General features: G+C 37.8%; 17 protein-coding genes. 8 read left to right on the forward strand and 9 right to left on the reverse strand.

Features of this window, described 5'->3' with window-relative positions:
* Window positions 1-5: 5 nt before the first annotated feature.
* The 5 genes from tpiA to ACL9RH_RS00745 all read right to left on the reverse strand — a co-directional run bounded on the left by tpiA (window position 6) and on the right by ACL9RH_RS00745 (window position 3,318).
* The gene (tpiA, locus tag ACL9RH_RS00725) at window positions 6-764 is read right to left on the reverse strand and encodes a triose-phosphate isomerase (protein WP_422691407.1); all 759 of its coding nucleotides are present in this window, start codon (window positions 762-764) and stop codon (window positions 6-8) included.
* Window positions 765-777: 13 nt separating this feature from the next.
* The gene (locus ACL9RH_RS00730) at window positions 778-1,182 is read right to left on the reverse strand and encodes a hypothetical protein (RefSeq protein WP_422691408.1); all 405 of its coding nucleotides are present in this window, start codon (window positions 1,180-1,182) and stop codon (window positions 778-780) included.
* A gap of 17 nt (window positions 1,183-1,199) precedes the next feature.
* Window positions 1,200-1,550 (reverse strand): TerB family tellurite resistance protein, encoded by a 351-nt coding sequence (locus ACL9RH_RS00735; protein ID WP_422691409.1) that lies wholly within the window; start codon window positions 1,548-1,550, stop codon window positions 1,200-1,202.
* A 90-nt stretch (window positions 1,551-1,640) separates the two neighbouring features.
* Entirely contained in the window at window positions 1,641-2,750 is a 1,110-nt protein-coding gene (locus ACL9RH_RS00740) for a BT_3928 family protein (protein WP_422691410.1), read from the reverse strand.
* Window position 2,751: 1 nt separating this feature from the next.
* Complete coding sequence (locus ACL9RH_RS00745) at window positions 2,752-3,318, reverse strand: DUF1599 domain-containing protein (RefSeq protein WP_422691411.1); 567 nt, start codon at window positions 3,316-3,318, stop codon at window positions 2,752-2,754.
* Between the two features lie 340 nt (window positions 3,319-3,658).
* Between ACL9RH_RS00745 and folP the strand changes: the two genes are divergently transcribed.
* The 7 genes from folP to ilvA all read left to right on the forward strand — a co-directional run bounded on the left by folP (window position 3,659) and on the right by ilvA (window position 12,014).
* A complete protein-coding gene (folP, locus tag ACL9RH_RS00750) occupies window positions 3,659-4,429 on the forward strand; it encodes a dihydropteroate synthase (RefSeq protein WP_422691412.1) in 771 nt (256 codons plus the stop codon).
* A gap of 366 nt (window positions 4,430-4,795) precedes the next feature.
* Window positions 4,796-5,668, forward strand: coding sequence for a branched-chain-amino-acid transaminase (gene ilvE, locus ACL9RH_RS00755; protein ID WP_422691413.1), 873 nt, complete (start codon window positions 4,796-4,798; stop codon window positions 5,666-5,668).
* Between the two features lie 167 nt (window positions 5,669-5,835).
* The gene (ilvD, locus tag ACL9RH_RS00760; protein ID WP_422691414.1) at window positions 5,836-7,515 is read left to right on the forward strand and encodes a dihydroxy-acid dehydratase; all 1,680 of its coding nucleotides are present in this window, start codon (window positions 5,836-5,838) and stop codon (window positions 7,513-7,515) included.
* A 10-nt stretch (window positions 7,516-7,525) separates the two neighbouring features.
* Window positions 7,526-9,247, forward strand: coding sequence for a biosynthetic-type acetolactate synthase large subunit (gene ilvB / locus ACL9RH_RS00765; RefSeq protein WP_422691415.1), 1,722 nt, complete (start codon window positions 7,526-7,528; stop codon window positions 9,245-9,247).
* A gap of 15 nt (window positions 9,248-9,262) precedes the next feature.
* Window positions 9,263-9,544, forward strand: a complete 282-nt coding sequence (locus tag ACL9RH_RS00770) for an ACT domain-containing protein (RefSeq protein WP_422691416.1) — start codon at window positions 9,263-9,265, stop codon at window positions 9,542-9,544.
* A gap of 146 nt (window positions 9,545-9,690) precedes the next feature.
* Window positions 9,691-10,737, forward strand: coding sequence for a ketol-acid reductoisomerase (ilvC, locus tag ACL9RH_RS00775; protein WP_422691417.1), 1,047 nt, complete (start codon window positions 9,691-9,693; stop codon window positions 10,735-10,737).
* A 14-nt stretch (window positions 10,738-10,751) separates the two neighbouring features.
* On the forward strand, window positions 10,752-12,014 hold the full coding sequence (ilvA, locus tag ACL9RH_RS00780) for a threonine ammonia-lyase IlvA (protein ID WP_422691418.1): 1,263 nt from the start codon (window positions 10,752-10,754) through the stop codon (window positions 12,012-12,014).
* A gap of 124 nt (window positions 12,015-12,138) precedes the next feature.
* On the opposite strand, the gene ACL9RH_RS00785 is transcribed toward ilvA, so the two are convergent.
* The 4 genes from ACL9RH_RS00785 to alaS all read right to left on the reverse strand — a co-directional run bounded on the left by ACL9RH_RS00785 (window position 12,139) and on the right by alaS (window position 19,165).
* Entirely contained in the window at window positions 12,139-13,608 is a 1,470-nt protein-coding gene (locus ACL9RH_RS00785; RefSeq protein WP_422691419.1) for a M20/M25/M40 family metallo-hydrolase, read from the reverse strand.
* An 8-nt stretch (window positions 13,609-13,616) separates the two neighbouring features.
* A complete protein-coding gene (locus tag ACL9RH_RS00790; RefSeq protein WP_422691420.1) occupies window positions 13,617-13,853 on the reverse strand; it encodes a hypothetical protein in 237 nt (78 codons plus the stop codon).
* Between the two features lie 75 nt (window positions 13,854-13,928).
* Window positions 13,929-16,325 carry a hypothetical protein gene (locus tag ACL9RH_RS00795; RefSeq protein WP_422691421.1) on the reverse strand — a complete coding sequence of 799 codons (2,397 nt, stop codon included), beginning with the start codon at window positions 16,323-16,325 and terminating at the stop codon, window positions 13,929-13,931.
* Between the two features lie 236 nt (window positions 16,326-16,561).
* On the reverse strand, window positions 16,562-19,165 hold the full coding sequence (gene alaS / locus ACL9RH_RS00800; RefSeq protein ID WP_422691422.1) for an alanine--tRNA ligase: 2,604 nt from the start codon (window positions 19,163-19,165) through the stop codon (window positions 16,562-16,564).
* 269 nt (window positions 19,166-19,434) lie between these two features.
* Between alaS and ACL9RH_RS00805 the strand changes: the two genes are divergently transcribed.
* Window positions 19,435-19,989, forward strand: a complete 555-nt coding sequence (locus ACL9RH_RS00805; protein ID WP_422691423.1) for a sigma-70 family RNA polymerase sigma factor — start codon at window positions 19,435-19,437, stop codon at window positions 19,987-19,989.
* Window positions 19,990-19,991: the final 2 nt, after the last annotated feature.

Genomic DNA, 19,991 nt, shown 5'->3' on the forward strand with positions numbered 1-19,991 from the left:
CAATACTAGTTGAAACCCTCAATAATTTTAGAGAAATCCTCTAATTTTAAAGCGGCTCCTCCAATAAGACCTCCGTCAATATCAGGTTGAGAGAAGATTTCTTTCGCGTTATCAGGTTTTACAGAACCTCCGTAAAGAATAGAAATCTCATCGGCAACTTCCTGTCCGTACTTAGCGGCAATAATGTTTCTGATGTGAGCATGAATCTCCTGAGCCTGTTCCGGAGTTGCTGTTTCTCCTGTTCCAATTGCCCAAACTGGTTCGTAAGCGATAACTACTTTCTTAATTTCCTCAGCAGAAAGAGTGAAAAGAGCTGTTTCCGTCTGGTTTTTTACCACTTCCAGATGTTGTCCTGCCTTTCTCTGCTCAAGAGTTTCTCCGTTGCAATAAACGGGAATAAGCCCTTTATCTAAAGCTAATTTAATTTTTTTGTTGCAGTGAGAATCTGTTTCTCCGTGATATTGTCTTCTTTCAGAATGCCCGATTAATGATCCGGTAGCGTCAATAGATTCCAGCATATCTGCAGAAATTTCTCCCGTGTAAGCGCCACTTTCATGCTCGCTCATATCTTGAGAGAATACACCAATTTCATCCTTTTCAAAAATGTCTTTTGCCATCATCAGATACAAAGATGGTGGAGCGATCCAAACCTCACAGTTGGTCGCATTATTATTTTTATAACTTAGTAATTGGATCATCAATTGTTGAGCATCAATTACATTTTTGTTCATTTTCCAGTTGCCTGCAACTATCTTTCTTCTCATAATTATTTTTTATTTAATCTTCCTGTATTTTCGTGTCGGTAAATATATAGGTGTTGTCTTTTTGGCCCATTAGCTCTATAGAGTGAAATTTAACGTCACCATTGGCTAAAATTTCATAATTGTAGATATCTGTAACGTTATCCACTTTGTGAAGCTCATAATATTTACCTCCGCTGGTCCACCAACTGCCGTTTTCAGTCTGTTGCGATACTTGCCCTTCTGAATTAATAGCTACATACATCAATATGCTTTTGCCTTTTTCCAGTCTGCAGGATATCCAGTATTTCGACATTCCATCAACCTGTTGGTTTACTTCTGATCCTTTATAGCATCCCATTACTTTGGGGTCATATTCTTTCTTTTGTGCAGTTAACCCTGTTGCCATAGCAATCAGAGATAAAACAAATAATTTTTTCATGGTTGTTTATTTTTAATTTATGATAATCCCCATAAGTTTTTCAGAAGAATATAGAAAGTGTGTTCCTCATCTGTTACTTTATTGTCTGCTTTGATTAATGACTTAGCAAACTGTACAAATTTTACACGCTCATCTTCTGTAGAATCTTCATGGAAGCATCTTGCATGAAATTCGAAGTGGTCTTTCCACTCTTCAGGCTGTAAAAGAGCAAGAGTTTCCAGTTCATTGTCAAGATTCATTCGGAAAGGGAATTCATCCGCAAGATACTGCTGAACAAGCATTCCTTCTTCAGGCGCAAACTCGCCGTCTACAGAAGAAAGGATCATAAGTAAGTGGTAACCTGCGATAGATTTATTTGATTTTTGCATGAGCTGTTTTATGTTTAAGTTTAGTGTTTCAATTTGATAATAGATAGTGATGATTTTGTACTTTAATCACTTATATTTTATCCTTTTTTATTATTCAACGTAGTCCTTTGCAGGCTGTTTATCAACGATCTTACCATTTTGAAGGATCAATACGAAAGGATTACTTCTTGCAATGGTCTTAATGGCTGTACCATCCATCATCGCATTTTTGATCGTTTTAAAAGTACGGGGCTCTGTAGAAATACCATAAATTAAAGCTCCTTTTTGAGCATTTACTTTAGCTTCTACTTTGCTTAGAAGGTCAGCAGGAACGTCTTTCGGATAATAAGAAAATACCAAAACGGCTTTCGGAGCATTGATTATTTCTTGAGTAAGTTCCATTCCTGTAGGATCTTCGATTTTAAATTTAACAATCTCAGATTTGTATCCTTCCTTGATGAGAACAGATTCGTTTTTTCCATCTTCAATTTTCCATGGGGAACCTTCTTCCCAATATTTTGTTTCTTTAATGTAATCGTCCTGATTGACTTTGACAACAGCTCCTGTTTTCTGATTTTTAAGGGTATAAAAAGTCTTATATTCAGAAGGGTTTTTACTGATTTTCTCTTTTTCTCCTTTGATGTTGGTTCCTATTTTATAATCACGGAAATCAATCATCGGTTCGTGCATAATTCCCTGTGCCATAACATAAATCATAGCCAGAGAGAAAACCGTTAAAAGAATATATTTAAAAGTATTGGAAGGCTCTTTCTTAGTTACTCCATATTCGTCTTTCTTACGGAATTCTTTTCTGTACATGATGAATACAATGATTAACCCTATCAGTAGTACAACATCTTTAAGGAAGCTTTGCCACGGCGTAAATTTGATGGCATCTCCAAAACATCCGCAATCTGTTACTACATTGAAATACGCAGAATAAAAGGTAAGGAACCCGAAGAAAATACAAAGGGCTATGAGGATGGATAAGGTAAATTTAAGCTTTAGTTTCAGAAGCAGCATAAATCCTAAGAAAAGTTCCAGCACCACCACAATAATGGAAAATAGCAAGGCAAACTTCTCAAAAAACGGCATATTGAACACAGCTGGCGAGAAATATTCTTCCATTTTAAAGGAAAATCCTACCAGATCCACAGCTTTTACAAAGCCGGAAAGGATAAAAATAACAGCAATAATAAAGCGTAATAAACCTTTGATCATGTTAAATAGTTTTGGGTTTGAATTGATTATCTTGTTCAGAGAACTTGATCAGACAGAAAACAGCATAGTTCAGCATATCGAAATAGTTGGCATCAAGGCCTTCAGAAACAATGGTTTGCCCCTGATTGTCCTCAATCTGCTTCGTTCTTAATACTTTCTGATAAATAAGATCCGTGATCGAAGAGATTCGCATATCTCTCCAGGCTTCACCGTAGTCATGGTTTTTTCTTTCCATCAAGGCTTTGGCTTCATTGGCATATTTGTCATACAAACCTAAAATTTCCTCTTTATTTTCATTGAAATCATTGGAAAGACCTTTCTCCAGCTGAATAAGCCCAATAATAGAATAGTTGACAATTGCGACAAATTCACCTTCCTCACTCTCATCCACCATTTTTTTATCAGTCATCTGCAGCGTACGGATTCTATTGACTTTAATGTAAATCTGATCCGTAATGGAACTCGGTCTTAAAACCCTCCAGGCTGCACCGTAATCCTGTAACTTTTTACCGAAAAGATCACGACACTCACTGATAACTTTCTCGAATTGTACTGACGTCTTTAGCATAAATTTTCTTAATCTTCCAAATATACGAATTCGCTTTTAAATTTTTAAAAAGAAGCTGGAGAGTTTGAGTGTATTAGAATGGGAGAGGTGAGTGAGTCAAAAAATTAGAATATGATCAAAATTGAAAACCCAAGAAGCAATGACCGCCTCTCAAAAACCAATTTGATCAAAAATACATTGCCTGTCAATACGTCAATACCCCTTACAAATTCTTAATTTTGTACCATCAACCATCAACCATCAACCATCAATAATAAAACCCATGCTCTCAAACTCTCCAACCCTCCAACCCTCCCTCAATTGCCACGGCCATTTAATCCAATTAGACACTCCGAAAATCATGGGAATTCTCAACCTTACCCCAGATTCCTTTTCTGATGGAGGAAAGTTTAACAACGAAAAAGCTGCATTGCTACAAACTGAAAAATTAGTAAAAGAAGGAGCTGAAATCATTGATATTGGTCCTCAGTCTACCCGTCCCAATGCTAAATTTCTAACTAGTGAAGAGGAGATCCGAAGAATGGGAAATATGATTTCTCAGATAAAAAAAGAGTTTCCTGAAACCCTCATTTCTGTGGATACTTTCTATGCAGATACTGTAAAGTTTGGGTTTAATGAAGGTATGGATATAATCAATGATATCTCAGGAGGTCAATATGATGAAGAAATGTTTGATACAGCAGCACACACACAACTTCCTTACATTCTGATGCACATCAACGCATCTTACGACACAATGCATGAGAAAACCAGGTTTGAAGATATTACATTAGATGTGAATCGATATTTCTCTGAAAAAGTAAATTTACTTTTGAAAAAAGGAGTAAAAGATATCATTCTAGACCCTGGTTTTGGCTTTGGAAAAACAGGAGAAGATCAGATGAAAATGATCAATGAAGTGGAATATCTCGGTTTGGGAAGACTGCCTTTATTGATAGGGATTTCTAGAAAATCTTTTATCTATAAACCTCTTGGTAAATCGCCATTGGATATCAATGAAGAAACGCAGAAACTTCATATAAAAGTATTGGAGCAAGGGGCCAAGATTTTAAGAGTTCATGACGTCGCTGAAGCAAAGAAAACCGTCGGCCTGTTTTTACAAAAAAAATAAAAAGTGTTAAAAAAACTTGCGAGTATTTAAAAAGTTTATACATTTGCAACATGAATTTTACGAATCAGAAAAATATTATCGTCATTTCTATTATTGCTGTTGTCATTAACAACAGTAAGGAAACGGCGTTTTAAAATAGATTTTAATTTAAATTATATATAGGCCGTTTCATATTTGAAACGGCTTTTTTTGTTTTAATTTTTTATTTGTACAGTATATGTATCAGTTATTAACAGTAATTATTATCGTCATTATTATTCCCTTGCGACTGTGAGAAGGAAAGTGTATGACTGTACATATATTGAGCCCTCTCACAGCGTGAGAGGGCTTTTTTTATTCCATTTTGTTAAATTTTAAACCCACAATATGTATTACAACGACAACACTGTCATCTATTTCGACGGAAACTTTATGAAAGCCAAAGAGGCAGGAACAGATCTTTACGGACAATCTCTTCACTATGGATATTCTGTTTTTGAAGGTATTAAATCTTACTCTACAGATCAAGGACCGAAAATTTTTAAAGCCGCAGAACACTATGAAAGATTAAAAAGATCTGCAGAACTTATGTATATTCCTTTTGAGTATTCCGTAGAACAGCTCACAGACCTTACCTATGAACTCTTAGAGCGAAACGGATTTACTGATGCTTATATCCGCCCTTTAGTCACTTGTTCGCCCAATATGTCTCTTTCAAAAGGGAAAAAATCCTATCTCTCTTTGCTGGCTTGGGAATGGAGTAACGGATACCTTGCCGATAAAATGAAGATCATGACTTCAGAATTTCAACGTCCCAATCCTAAAGCTTTCAAAGTAGAGGCTAAGGTGGGAGGTCATTATGTAAACTCTATCCTTGCCTGTCAGGATGCCAAAGATAAAGGGTACGATGAAGCGTTGGTTTTGGATGAAAACGGTTATGTCGCTGAAAGCTCGGGAGCCAATGTTTTTTATGAAAAAGAGGGAACATTATACACCCCTGCAAAAGGAAGTATTCTTCCGGGAATTACCAGACAGACTGTATTTGAGATCTGTGATGAATTGAATATTCCTGTTCAGGAAACCTTTTTTATCCCTGACGAAATGAGAGGTGCCGATGCCGGATTCTTCTGTGGAACAGCGGCCGAAATTGTCGCGCTAGATTCATTGGATGATGTCCCTTTTACAAAAGCATGGGAAGATACAGTAAGTGAAAAAGTTCAGAAGGCATATTTAAAAAAGGTAAGACTTCTGTCATTGTAAATTGATGGATTTTAAGTAATTGATTTTTAATTATTTAAGGTTGTTTTTCAAACGGTTGAATATTGTAGTTTTTTAAAAATTGAAAATGAAAAAAAGATGACAAGCTGTAGTTTTGGATCGGAATTAAGTAAAGATTTAATGAAAAAGATGAGAAAAATTAAGACAGTATGTTAAATAAATATTCAAAAACATTTACCCAGAATAGTGAGCAGCCTGCGGCAAGAGCAATGCTTTACGGAATAGGCTTTACAGAAGAAGATATGCATAAGGCTCAGGTCGGAATTGCCAGTATGGGATATGATGGAAATACTTGTAACATGCACCTCAACGATCTTGCAAAAATGGTGAAAAAAGGAACGTGGGAACATGGGTTGGCAGGATTAATATTCAATACAATTGGAGTAAGTGACGGAATGAGCAATGGGACAGATGGAATGCGCTACTCACTCGTAAGCCGTGATGTAATTGCCGACAGTATTGAAGCGATCTGTGGAGCCCAATATTATGACGGAGTAATTGCTTTGCCGGGATGCGATAAAAATATGCCGGGAACCATCATTGCCATGGGAAGATTAAACAGACCTTCTATCATGGTATATGGAGGAACCATTGCTCCGGGATGCTATAAAGGGGAACAGCTTAATATTGTTTCTGCCTTTGAAGCTTTAGGGAAAAAAATAGCAGGAGAAATTTCAGAAGAGGATTTTGATGGAGTGGTAAAAAACTCATGTCCTGGCGCAGGTGCCTGTGGTGGAATGTATACAGCTAATACAATGGCATCAGCAATAGAAGCACTTGGGATGAGTCTTCCGTATTCTTCATCCAATCCCGCGTTAAGCAAAGAAAAGAAAGAGGAATGTCACAAAGCAGGAAAATATCTGAAAATATTACTGGAGAAAGATATCAAACCTTCCGATATCATGACACGCAAAGCTTTTGAAAATGCTCTTCGCATGATTGTTATCCTTGGAGGAAGTACCAATGCCGTATTACACTTTATTGCTATGGCCAAAAGTGTTGGAGTGGCTCTTGATCAGGACGATTTTCAGAAGATGAGCGACTGTACTCCCGTACTGGCAGATCTTAAACCAAGTGGTAAATACCTGATGCAGGATCTGTATGAACACGGAGGAATACCATCGGTGATGAAATACCTTTTAAAACAGGGATTATTACATGGCGACTGCTTAACGGTAACCGGAAAAACATTAGCTGAAAACTTAGAGAATGTACCGGATCTGGATTTTAATAAGCAGAAGATCATAAGACCACTTTCTTCACCGGTGAAAGAGACAGGGCACCTCAGAATACTCTATGGTAACCTTGCGGAAAAGGGAAGTGTAGCCAAAATAACAGGAAAAGAAGGAGAACGATTCGTAGGAAAGGCAAGAGTATTTGATGGAGAGAAAAACCTCATCCAGGGAATTCAGGACGGAACAGTACAGCAAGGAGATGTCATCGTTATCCGAAACGAAGGACCAAAAGGAGCTCCCGGAATGCCAGAAATGCTGAAACCTACAAGTGCTTTAATCGGGGCAGGACTTGGCAGCAGTGTAGCATTAATCACAGATGGAAGATTCAGCGGAGGGACACATGGTTTTGTTGTAGGACACATTACACCCGAAGCTTATGAAGGAGGACTCATTGCCTTTGTAGAAAATGACGACCTCATTGAAATAGATGCTGTAAACAACACAATACAGCTTAAAGTTTCAGAAGAAGAAATAGAAAAAAGAAAACAGGGATGGCAAAAGCCTTCTCTTAAAGTAAAAAAAGGATTACTCTATAAATACGCATTAACCGTATCATCAGCCGCAGAAGGTTGTGTAACGGACGAAATCTCATAATCAGAATATCATGGAGAATGTAAATACATCTATCAAAACAGAACTTAGCGGAAGCCGGATCATTCTTGAAGCTTTTCTTCAGGAAGGCGTAAAAACCGTTTTCGGATACCCAGGAGGTGCTATTATCCCTATTTATGATGCTCTTTATGATTATCAGGGAAAGCTGGAACATATCCTGGTCCGTCACGAGCAGGCGGCTGTACATGCTGCGCAGGGATTGGCAAGAGTGTCTGGTGAAGTAGGGGTCATATTGGCTACCAGCGGACCGGGAGCCACAAATCTTGTTACAGGGCTGGCGGATGCTTTACTGGATAATACTCCTTTGGTATGTATTACAGGACAGGTTTTTGAACATCTTTTAGGAACTGATGCTTTTCAGGAAATAGACGTCATCAACGTGACAAGTCCCGTTACCAAATGGAATTATCAGGTGACCGATGCTAATGAACTTCCGGAAGTATTGGCTAAGGCTTTTTATATTGCAAAATCAGGCCGCCCCGGTCCTGTATTGATTGATGTCACTAAAAACGCCCAATTACAGCATGTTTTATATAAAGGCTATTCTCCATGTCATTCATTAAGAAGCTATAAGCCCGATCCGATCCCTTGTCATGAAAATATAGAAAAAGCTGCATTTCTGATCAATAACGCTGAAAAGCCATTTGTAATTGCAGGGCAGGGAATTATGTTGGGGAAAGCCGAAAAAGAATTTCTTCAATTTGTTGAGAAGTCGGGAATACCGGTAGCATGGACGGTACTGGGAATGAGTTCTATTCCTACCCATCATCCACAATCAGTAGGAATGGTAGGGATGCACGGAAATTACGGACCCAATGTTCTGACCAACGAATGTGACGTTCTTATCGCTGTCGGAATGCGTTTCGATGACAGGGTTACAGGAAGATTGGATCAATATGCAAAACAGGCGAAGATTATTCACTTAGATATTGATAAAGCAGAAATCGATAAAAATGTAAAAGCAGATGTACCGATATTAGGAAATTGTAAAGAAACATTGCCGCTTCTTACCGCATGGATCAAAGAAAAAAAATATCCGGAATGGTTACAGAAGTTTAAATCCTGTTACGAAGTTGAAGACAGTGCTCTGATCAGTAAAGAACTCTATCCGTCCGAAGGTGAAATTACTATGGGAGAAGTCATTCGTTCCCTCAACGAAATGACTGTGGGTGAAGCCGTAATTGTCACTGATGTTGGGCAGCACCAGATGTCCGCCTGCAGATATTCGAAATTTAAACATCCAAGAACCAATATTACAAGTGGAGGACTTGGAACCATGGGATTTTGTCTTCCTGCAGCTGTAGGAGCATCATATGGAGAACAAAACCGTCCGGTTATTGCCATTATGGGAGATGGTGGTGCACAAATGAATATTCAGGAGCTTGGAACCATTATGCAATATCGTCCCAATGTTAAAATCCTCATTCTGAATAACTCCTATCTGGGAATGGTAAGACAGTGGCAGGAATTGTTTCATGAAGAAAGATATTCTTCAGTAGATATTCAGAGTCCGGATTTTGTACAGGTAGCCAAAGGGTATGGAATTGAAGGCAATAAAGTCTCCCAAAGACAAGAATTGGAAAAGGCGCTTCGTGAAATGCTGGATCATAAAGGCGCATTCCTTTTAGAAGTGATGACTGGAAAAGAGCATAACGTGTTTCCTATGATTCCTCAGGGAAAAAGCGTTTCAGAAATTGTATTGAGCAACAAATAGATTAAAAATAAAAAGATGAAAACAGAACAGAAAGAATATACCATTACGGCATATACCGAAGATTATTTAGGACTGATCAGCAGGATCAACGCTATTTTTTCCAGAAGAAGAATTTCTATGGTCACTTTTAATGTAGGACCTTCCGAAACAGAACGTGTAAAAAAGTTTGTAATCGTGATTCGTGAAACTGAAGATTCTGTACAGAAAATTACCCGACAGATGGAAAAACAGGTCGATGTACTGGAAGTTCATTATCATAAAAATCCATATTTCACCGCAATGGAATATGCTAGTTAAATAGCACCCAAACTGTTTCCCCTTTTATGTATCGTCACATTATTATAACACTTAATTTCTTTTTAAGTGAAAGGTTTTTGTGACTAAAATAAAGCATTAAACAAGTTTTATCAATCAAAAAAATATAACAAATAAAAATAAGAAAAATGGCAAAATTGAATTTTGGAGGAGTTGAGGAAAACGTAGTAACAAGAGAAGAATTTCCACTACACAAAGCACAGGAAGTATTGAAAGATGAAGTGGTAGCGGTTATTGGATACGGTGTACAGGGACCTGGACAGGCTCTTAACCAAAAAGATAACGGAATAAATGTGATTGTAGGACAGAGAAAAAATTCGAAATCATGGGATAAAGCTGTAGCAGATGGTTTTGTTCCCGGTGAAACATTATTTGAAATAGAAGAAGCCTTACAAAAAGGAACCATCATTTGCTATCTTCTGAGTGATGCTGCACAAATTGAGTACTGGCCGAAAGTGAAGCAACATCTTACGCCGGGTAAAGCGTTGTATTTCTCTCACGGCTTTGGAGTGACTTTTAATGAACGCACAGGCATTGTTCCACCCGCGGATGTTGACGTATTTCTGGTTGCTCCTAAAGGTTCAGGAACATCATTGAGAAGAATGTTTCTTCAGGACAGAGGATTGAATAGTAGTTTTGCGATCCATCAGGATGCTACAGGAAAAGCAAGAGATAGAGTAGTCGCTCTCGGAATTGCCATTGGAAGTGGATATTTATTTGAAACAGATTTTAAAAAAGAAGTATACAGCGACCTTGCCGGAGAACGAGGTACACTGATGGGAGCTGTACAGGGAATATTTGCCGCACAATACGATGTTTTAAGGAAGAATGGACACAGCCCTTCGGAAGCATTCAACGAAACTGTTGAGGAACTTACCCAATCATTAATGCCTTTGGTCGCAGAAAACGGAATGGATTGGATGTATGCCAACTGCAGTACGACCGCTCAAAGAGGAGCTTTGGATTGGTGGAAACGTTTTAGAGATGCCACTTCGCCTTTATTTGAAGAATTGTATGACAACGTAGCCAAAGGAAACGAGGCCCAAAGATCTATCGACAGCAACAGTAAACCAGATTACAGAGAAAAACTGGAAGTGGAACTGACCGAGCTGAGAGAAAGCGAAATGTGGAAGGCCGGAGCAACGGTACGAAGCCTGAGACCGGAAAATAACTAATCAAACCTTAAAAAATGATGAAAGAAGAAACCTGTTCCTCTGTTTTAGAGAAGGTATATAAAGCAGAGGAACGTCTTAAAAATATAATTGTTAAAACACCTTTAGCCATCAACAATAACCTTTCAAATGTCTATACAGCCAGAATAAGTTTTAAAAGAGAAGACCTTCAACAGGTAAGATCCTACAAAATAAGAGGAGCGTATAATAAAATGGCAACCATGTCTCCGGAAGCTCTAGCCAAGGGGGTTGTATGTGCCAGCGCTGGAAACCATGCACAGGGAGTCGCTTTTGCGTGCCATAAGATGAAAGTGAAAGGAACTATTTTTATGCCTTTACCAACCCCGGGACAAAAGCTGGAGCAGGTCAAAATGTTTGGAGGAAATTATATTGATGTGGTACTCTATGGAGATACTTTCGACGAAGCCAAAGACGCAGCGTTGAGGTTTTGTAATGAACACAATGGAGCTTTCATTCATCCCTTTGATGATCATGCTATTATTGAAGGACAAGCCACTGTAGCAATGGAAATTTTAGCACAGTCGGAAGTTCCTATTGACTATCTTTTCGTTCCGATTGGCGGGGGAGGATTGGCAGCAGGAGTTTGTTCAGTCTTTAAAGAGCTTTCCCCGCAGACAAAAATAATTGGGGTGGAACCTTCCGCAGCAGCAAGTATGAAAAAGGCAATAGAAAAAGGCCAACCTGTACTTCTGGAGAAAATCAGCAGATTTGTAGACGGTGCTGCAGTACAGCAGGTTGGGAACCTTACTTTTGAGCTTTGCCAACAAACTTTGTATGATATGGTAACAGTAGAAGAAGGGCTGGTATGCGAGACAATTCTTTCATTATATAATAAGGATGCTATTGTTGTAGAACCTGCGGGAGCTCTTTCAATAGCTGCTTTGGAAAAATACAGGGATCATATAGAAGGTAAAAATGTAGTATGTATCATCAGCGGAAGCAATAATGATATTACGAGAATGGAAGAAATCAAAGAAAAAGCATTGCTGTATGCGGGTTTGAAACACTACTTCCTTGTCAGATTTCCACAACGTCCCGGCGCTTTGAAAACTTTTGTAATGGATGTATTAGGACCTGATGATGACATCACTTATTTTGAGTACACCCAAAAAAATTCAAAAGAAAAAGGAATCGCTGTCGTAGGCATTGCTTTGAAACAAAATACAGACTTTACTCCATTAATTGATAAAATGAAAAGCCATGATTTTTTTGTCAATTACCTGAACAATGATCCGTCTCTGATGAATCTGCTTATTTAAAAAGGTATGGTTTAAAAAGAGATACACTTCTTGGATTTCCAAGTTAGAGGAACAGGTTCTCATTTTCGTATATTCTAAAAACACAAATGAAAAAAGCTTCACTATTGGTGAAGCTTTTTATTTTTTATCTTTCAAGCGTAAAACCCGGAATAACTTTCGGACGTTCCATTTCATTGGCTACTTTCCAGGATGTTCTGTACATCCATTCAGTCATTTTATAAAGTTTTTTGTAATTGATGTTTTCAGATTCATCCTGTGGGGTATGATACTGATCATGCAAAACACTGGTAAAGAATATTGAAGGAATTCCAATCTTAGCATACGGAAGATGGTCACTTCTGAAATAGAAATATTCTGCATGGCTTGGAGAATCCCAGTCCTTCAGATACTTGAATTTGGTACTTTCATTATTAGCTTCTTCGGCCATTTTCACCAGCTCTTCAGAGTTTTTGTGAGGAGCATTTCCTCCCAGTAAAGCAGCTTCATTATTATCATTTCTACCGATCATATCACCATTCAGAACGGCTATAATGCTTTCTTTAGGAACAACAGGATGGGCAGCGTGCCATCTGGAACCCAGTAATCCTCTTTCTTCTGCACCATGGAAGACAAAAAGGATACTTCTTTTTCCTGGTTGCTTTTTATAGGCTCTTGCCATAGCCAGCATAGCAACACATGTACTGGCATTATCATCAGCACCATTGTAGATGGTGTCATTTTTTACAGGATGTCTGATTCCGTCGTGATCCTGGTGTCCACTTAGCAAAACATATTCGTTTTTAAGAACCGGATCTGTACCTTCTATTTTTCCGATAATGTTTACAGAAGGATATTTATAGGTTTCTGTGATTAGGTTCAAGGAGACTTTAGAGTTGTTTTTTACCCAATTGGCATTTTCTCTTTTGATCCATAAAACCGGAATGTTATTCGTGATTTTTTCTCTCAAACCTTCTACGCCATAGCTTCCTCTGGTCATTTGAGGAAGTACTTCTACCCAGCTTTTTTCAGAAATATCATCGGTAACGAAGATGATTGCTTTCGCACCCAGTTCAGCAGCTTTATTGTAATATTTGGTTCTTACAAAACCAGGATATCTTCTTATAAAAAGAGTCATATCTTTCGAAATATTTTTGTCTGAAGCATTTACAGCAAGTACTTTTCCTTTGATGTTCAGTTTGGAAAGGTCTTCAGGTTCAGCATTTCCAGCATAGATAATTTCGGAGTCTATAGAAGCATTTACAGGTTCCGACACAAGAAAATCTTTCCACAATGCAAGACTCTTATCTCCGATTTTAAGGCTGCTCTGAGGAATCACCTGGTGTCTGTACATATCAAAAAACTGGAAAAACGTTCCATTATCTCCAGCGGGTTTCATACCAGCTTCTTTGGCTTTGTCTGCAAGCCACATAGATACTTTCAGTTCATCCAGAGTTCCTGCTTCACGGCCCCAGAAAGAGTCTGCTGCCAGCTGATACATATCCGTACGAAGGTCAGATTCTTTGATGGCAGAAACCAATGGTTTTTTATAATTTTGAGCATTTCCGATCGCAAATAGGAAAATGCTCAGCAGAGAAAAAACATAATTTTTATTCATGGGGACTCTTAGTTGAAGTTAGCTAATTTCTCTGAAAACTGTTTTGAAAACTCTTTTCTGTCTTCTTCCAGTTTTTCAGGGTTAGAAGGTAAAATATAAGTAAAAAGGATCTTGTCTTCATGGTCTAAAAAGATAATCTCCTTTTCATTTCCATCGATCATCTGTGAGAAGATTTCCCACATTGGAGTGTCTTTTAATCGTAATAATTCAAAAAACTGTTCTGCTTTGATTTCGATTTTCTGCATATTCTTTTGTATATATTGTCGTTGAATGCGTTTGAAAAATATTTCAAAATTAAAGATTTTGTCTTTTCCGGAAGATTAAAACTCCAAAAACTTCAGCTTAAACTGAATCGCAAAATTTTCATTGAAATGAGGTGTTGCGTAATAACCTACCCTATAGAAAACTCCCAGATTGAAATAGCTGGACAGGAAGTTATTCCATTCCAATCCGACTTCCTGGTAAAGGTGATCAAGCTTTCTAAACTTGAACTGATGATATTCCTGATGTTTCATATCCCCGATAGTTCCTCTTAAAACAAAGTCGAAGCTGGAAACATTGTGCCCGAAGCTTTTAAAATACAAGGGAAGTTTATGAGTGAAATAATACGCTACAAATTTATCATTATAATATTTACCTCCTTCCAGTGTTGCAAATCCCAAGTAAGAAGTAAGGTTAAAGTTGAAATCTTTCCCCGGAGAGGCAAGTCCGTTCATGGTAAAGTTTTTCCAGATCGGAGCTTGTCCCAGAACAACCCCGCCGTACAACCTGAATCCTGTAGTTCCTATCGGAGTTTTGAAATTATGCACAAAAAGAGCATCAAAACGGGAATAGTTGAAATCTCCGCCAATAGCTTTATAACTCTGTTCATAATTGAAATAAAGCTCAGGATATTTCTGATCGATCAGAGATTTTCCCTGAGGAGTCATGATATTGGTAGAGTTTGGAGAATATTTTAACGTAAATAATGTATTGAAATTTGTATAAGAAGTTCCTCTGTCTCTGAACTGGTAGTCGAATTCTGCACCTTCTATATTTCTTCTTACCGCAAGAGCGAGAGTAAGACCATTGGTAACATCGTTCAGATAGGATAGGGAAGCTCCTTTGAAGTGAAAATATTTGTCATTATTTAGATTATTCCCAAAGTTCATGGTTCTCATTTTGAAATTCCAAAGCTTTCGGTTAAACTCTCCGGAAGCAGTAACATCATCATAAAACTCAAATCTGAAGAAGGAATTTTTTTCTAAAGTTGTTTTCACATCAAGGCCCATTCCGTATTTCCAATTTCTGTCTTTTACTCCATAAGCGAAATAATAATCAGGAGAGAAATAAGGGTTGAAATTTTCATTCAGCTTGGCTTTTAATCCCAGTCTGAAGCCTTCATAAGAGTTGAAATTGACAATCTCGTCTACGGCAAAATCTACAGAACCTACTCTGATCTGGCCGTTAAGAAGTCCCGATAAAATCTGGGCTTTACTATCGATTTTATACTTTTTTCCTAAACTGTCGATTGTTTTATACGTGTTCTGTTCCCTAGCGGTGAGAGGATCTGTTCTGTATTTATCCAAAGAATGTCCGTCAATGCTTTTTACAGAGAAGGTATAGCCTTTAAAATCTTTGGCATTTTCTTCAATGGGGGCTTCAAAATCAAAATATTTTGAGGTCAGGAAAGCGTAGGTCCCAAAGCTTTTTTTATCCTTTTTGTTGATACGCTCTTTATCATCCATGGCCATTTTACCCATTTTAAGCTTGGTTTTTTCGTGGGCAAGAAACCATTTGTTATTGTAAAATACCCATGTACTGGTAATGATCCCGTCGTTTTTATTCTTACTGAAATTTTCAATTTTTTTGATTCCGTAGGTTTCGGTGTCTACATAGATGGCACCGTTATACTTTCTCTTTCTGTCCGGGTTTTTATAATTGACTTCACGAAAGCGGATCACGAAGTTTTTCCTTCCGTCAAGCTCAATGGTATCTGAAAGGAAGAATCGGTAAAGACCTCTGTTTTCTGGTTTTACCTGCTCAGGAACAATATCTCTGTTACTTTGCTGAAGCGCAATCATTTCGTAGATAGGCTGTTTCAGTCCGGAAATTCTGTTATCCAGAATGTTGATTTTTTCACCGTACTTTTTAGAATACAGAAATTCCTGTGCTCTTTCCCACAGAAACAGTTTACTTTTTGAAAATACTTTTCTGGCAGTGATATTATTTAGAGAATCTTTTTCTCTCTTTTTCTTGAAAACATTTAAGTCATTGAAATACTCCTGAAATTGAGAAATACTGTCTTCATCAATATCCAGAGAAATTTTTTCATAAGATTTGTAGGAATAAGAGCCCAGACTTTTTGGAGAGTTTTCGTTAAAGAGTTTATTTACCTTTTTCAGGATTTCCAATGCTCTTGGGTCACTTTTATCTTCAATCACTACCGCTTCTATTGCCGTTGTTTTTGAACCTTTCTTAATAAGTGAAATTTCCATGCTGCTTTCAGGAGAAGCGGTTACTTTCTGATAAGCGTCTGCTTCAATCTCTATGTTGTTACAATGTGCTGTAAACTCCAGAATTCCCTGATCGTTGGTGTAACCGATGATCTTGCTGTCACAAGATATTTTAGCATTAGGGACAGGTTTTTCATTGGCGTCATCTACAACCTTAATTTTTGATTGTGAATACCCCAGAAAGAACATCAGAAAAAATAATAAAAATAAACCCCTTTTCATGTAAAAATACTACGCCAAAATTAATAATATTTATTGTGTTGAAAAAGTTTTTAACAGAGTATAACATTGATTTAATCTAAACATACGATGGGAGATTTTCATAAGCTTCAAAAGGTGGTATACAGTGTAATAGTAATGGAAGTAATCTTTTCGGCTGCAGCGTGATATTTTTCATGAAAAAACTCCTGAACATCATATATTCAGGAGTTTTCTATATCATAAAGGAACTTTCTTTTTTAAAGTGCTAATGCTTTTTGGTACGCATTTTCCAGTCCGTCCAGGTTTTTACCACCGGCCGTTGCAAAGCCAGGATTTCCACCGCCACCGCCTTGGATCTCTTTTGCAAGATCTTTTACTATAGTTCCAGCCTGGTAATCTGCTGCCAAATCATCGGAAACGCCTACTGTAATCATTGGTTTACCGTCTGCATCAGAAAGAATGATCGTCACAGAAGTTGGAATCTCTTTTTTCAGTTGGAAAACGATATCTTTTACCGAACCTGCGTCCAGAGAAGTTTTCTTTACCAAAAGCTGTTTGTTTCCTTTCTGTTCATAAGCATTTTTCCAGTCGCTGATTTCTCCTTTTGCCTTTTCTTTTTTAAGAGCGTCTACTTCAGATTTTAATGAAGCATTTTCATCAATCAGTTTTTCAATTGATCTTACAACGTCTTTTGATTTCAGCAATTGAGAAAGTTCTGCAATCTGCTTCTCCAGGTTCTTGAAGTATTCTTCAGACTGATCTCCGGAGATTGCTTCAATTCTTCTGATTCCTGCAGCAGCCGAACCTTCAGAAACGATTTTGAAATGTCCGATTTCGCTGGTATTTTTTACGTGAGTTCCACCGCAAAGTTCTTTTGAACTTCCAAATTGGATCATTCTCACATTGTCACCATATTTTTCACCAAATAAAGCCATTGCTCCTTTATCCAAAGCTTCCTGAATAGGAATGCTTCTGAACTCCTGTAAGGCAATATTTTCTTTAATCTTGTGGTTTACTTTTTCTTCAATTAACGCCAGTTCTTCTTCAGTCATTTTATTGAAGTGAGAGAAGTCGAAACGCAGATAATCAGGCCCTACATAAGAACCTTTCTGTTCTACGTGAGTTCCTAAAACATCTCTTAAGGCTTCATGTAAAAGGTGAGTTCCAGAGTGGTTTGCCTGAGAGTTTTTTCTGTCGGAAGCATTTACTTTAGCCGTAAATAAAGCCTTTGGATCTTTTGGAAGACCATTGATCAACGAAATGATTAATCCGTTTTCTTTCTTAGTTTCCAGAACGTCAAAGGTTTCAGAAGCATTTCCCAATACTCCTTTATCTCCAACCTGTCCACCACCTTCCGGATAGAATGGAGTGGAGCTTAGTACTACCTGATAAAACTCTCCGTCTTTATTTTCTACCTTTCTGTATCTTGTAATATAAGTTTCAGATTCAGTTTGGTCGTATCCTACAAAATTTTCTTCCCTTTCTTCTAAAGTTACCCAGTCATATACTTTTTGAGCAGAATCTTGCTGAGAACGCTTTCTCTGCTTTTCTCTTTCTGCTTTGAAACCTTCCTCATCAATAGTTAACCCTTTTTCTTCCGCAATAATTCTTGTTAAATCATCAGGGAAACCATAGGTGTCATACAATTCAAAAACCTCAAGGGTTGGTAAAACCTTCTGATTGTCTGCAATGGTTTGCTGAATTAATTTTTCAACACGGATTAGTCCTGTTTCAATAGTATTTAAGAATGAATCTTCTTCACTTTTAATAACCTCGGTAACCAGTTTTCCCTGTTTTTCAATTTCCGGGAAGAAAGGTCCCATCTGCTCCTGAAGAACAGCAACCAGTTTATAAAGGAAAGGTTCTTTCATATCAAGGAATCTGTAAGCATAAGAAATTCCTCTTCTTAAAATTCTTCTGATCACATATCCTGCACCTCCGCTTGAAGGAAGCTGTCCGTCTGCAATCGCAAAAGAAACAGCTCTGATGTGGTCTACCACAACACGGATCGCAATATCTTTTTCGTCCTCTAAAATTCCTGTATATTTTTTTCCTGAAAGTTCTTCAACTTTAGAAATAAGAGGAGTAAAAACATCTGTATCATAGTTAGAAGATTTCCCTTGAAGAGCCATGCAAAGACGCTCAAATCCCATTCCTGTATCTACGTGCTGAGCAGGAAGTTTTTCTAAAGATCGGTCTGCCTTTCTGTTGAATTCCATGAATACCAAGTTCCAAACTTCCACAACCTGTGGATGATCTTGGTTCACCAATGTAATTCCCGGAACAGCCGCTTTCTCTTCAGGAGTTCTAAGATCGATATGGATTTCTGAGCATGGTCCGCATGGTCCGCTTTCACCCATTTCCCAGAAGTTATCTTTTTTATTTCCGTTGATGATTCTGTCCTCAGCAATATGAGATTTCCAGAAGTTATAAGCATCCTGGTCTCTGTCAAGGTTTTCTGAAGCATCCCCTTCAAAAATCGTTACGTATAAATTTTCTTTTGGAATTCCGTATACTTCAGTCAGTAATTCCCAGGCAAAAGCAATAGCCTCTTTTTTGAAGTAATCCCCGAAAGACCAGTTACCCAGCATTTCAAACATTGTGTGGTGGTAAGTATCTCTACCTACATCATCCAAATCGTTATGCTTCCCAGAAACTCTCAGACACTTTTGTGTATCGGCAATTCTAGGGGCGGTAGGTGTTTTGTAGCCAAGGAAAAAATCCTTAAACTGCGTCATTCCGGAGTTGGAAAACATAAGGGTAGGGTCGTCTTTCAGCACAATAGGAGCTGAAGGAACGATAAGGTGTCCCTCACTTTTAAAATAATCTAAAAATTTTTGACGTATCTCTTGTGATGTCATAATATTGCTTTTGCTTTTTTAGTATCAAATTTTTGATAAGATGCAAATTTAAGATTTTTAAGCGATTTGTAATAATTTTATGCTATGTTTTGAATGGTGGCGTACAGAGCATCTTTCAGGGGATTATTTTCTTTATGATAAGTTTTTGTGGAGTCCGGAAATCTATAGAGTTTGGAAAAGAGGTGATCACCGGTCATCTTTGTAATTTTGCAGTTTCCCATTTAACTTATTATCTTCGTTGTGATCTGAGATAAGATAAAATCTAACCAATGGCAAAAGATGAAGAGCTGAAAAGCTGGATAGAACAATATTCGGGACCGCTTTTGAAGCGGGCACTGTATGTGCTTTCCAATAAAGAAGATGCGCAGGATGTTGTTCAGGACGTTTTTCTTGCGGCTTATTCATCGTATGATTCTTTTGAGGGAAAAAGTAATCCTCTTACCTGGCTTATGGCCATTCTGAATAGAAAAGTGGCTGATTTTTATCGTAAAAAATACAAATCCGAACCCAACATCAGGCTCGATCATTTTTTTGATGAAACAGGCTCGTGGAAGAGGGACGATGTTTTAAAAGATTGGAATGCTTCAGGAACTGAAGATGAACTTTTAGACAACGACGAATTTAATAAAACACTGGAAGAATGCATTGATGAATTGCCTTCACGATGGAAAATTCTGCTGAAGATGTATTATATTGAAGAAAAAAAAGCACCCGAAGTCAGTCAGGAATTAGAAGTTTCTACGACTAACCTTTGGAAGATTCTTCAAAGAAGCCGGATGCAGCTCAGAGAATGTCTGGAATTCAATTGGTTTTCAAGATTATAGTC

It is taken from the genome of Chryseobacterium sp. Mn2064 (assembly GCF_049319685.1).
Lineage (GTDB): Bacteria > Bacteroidota > Bacteroidia > Flavobacteriales > Weeksellaceae > Chryseobacterium.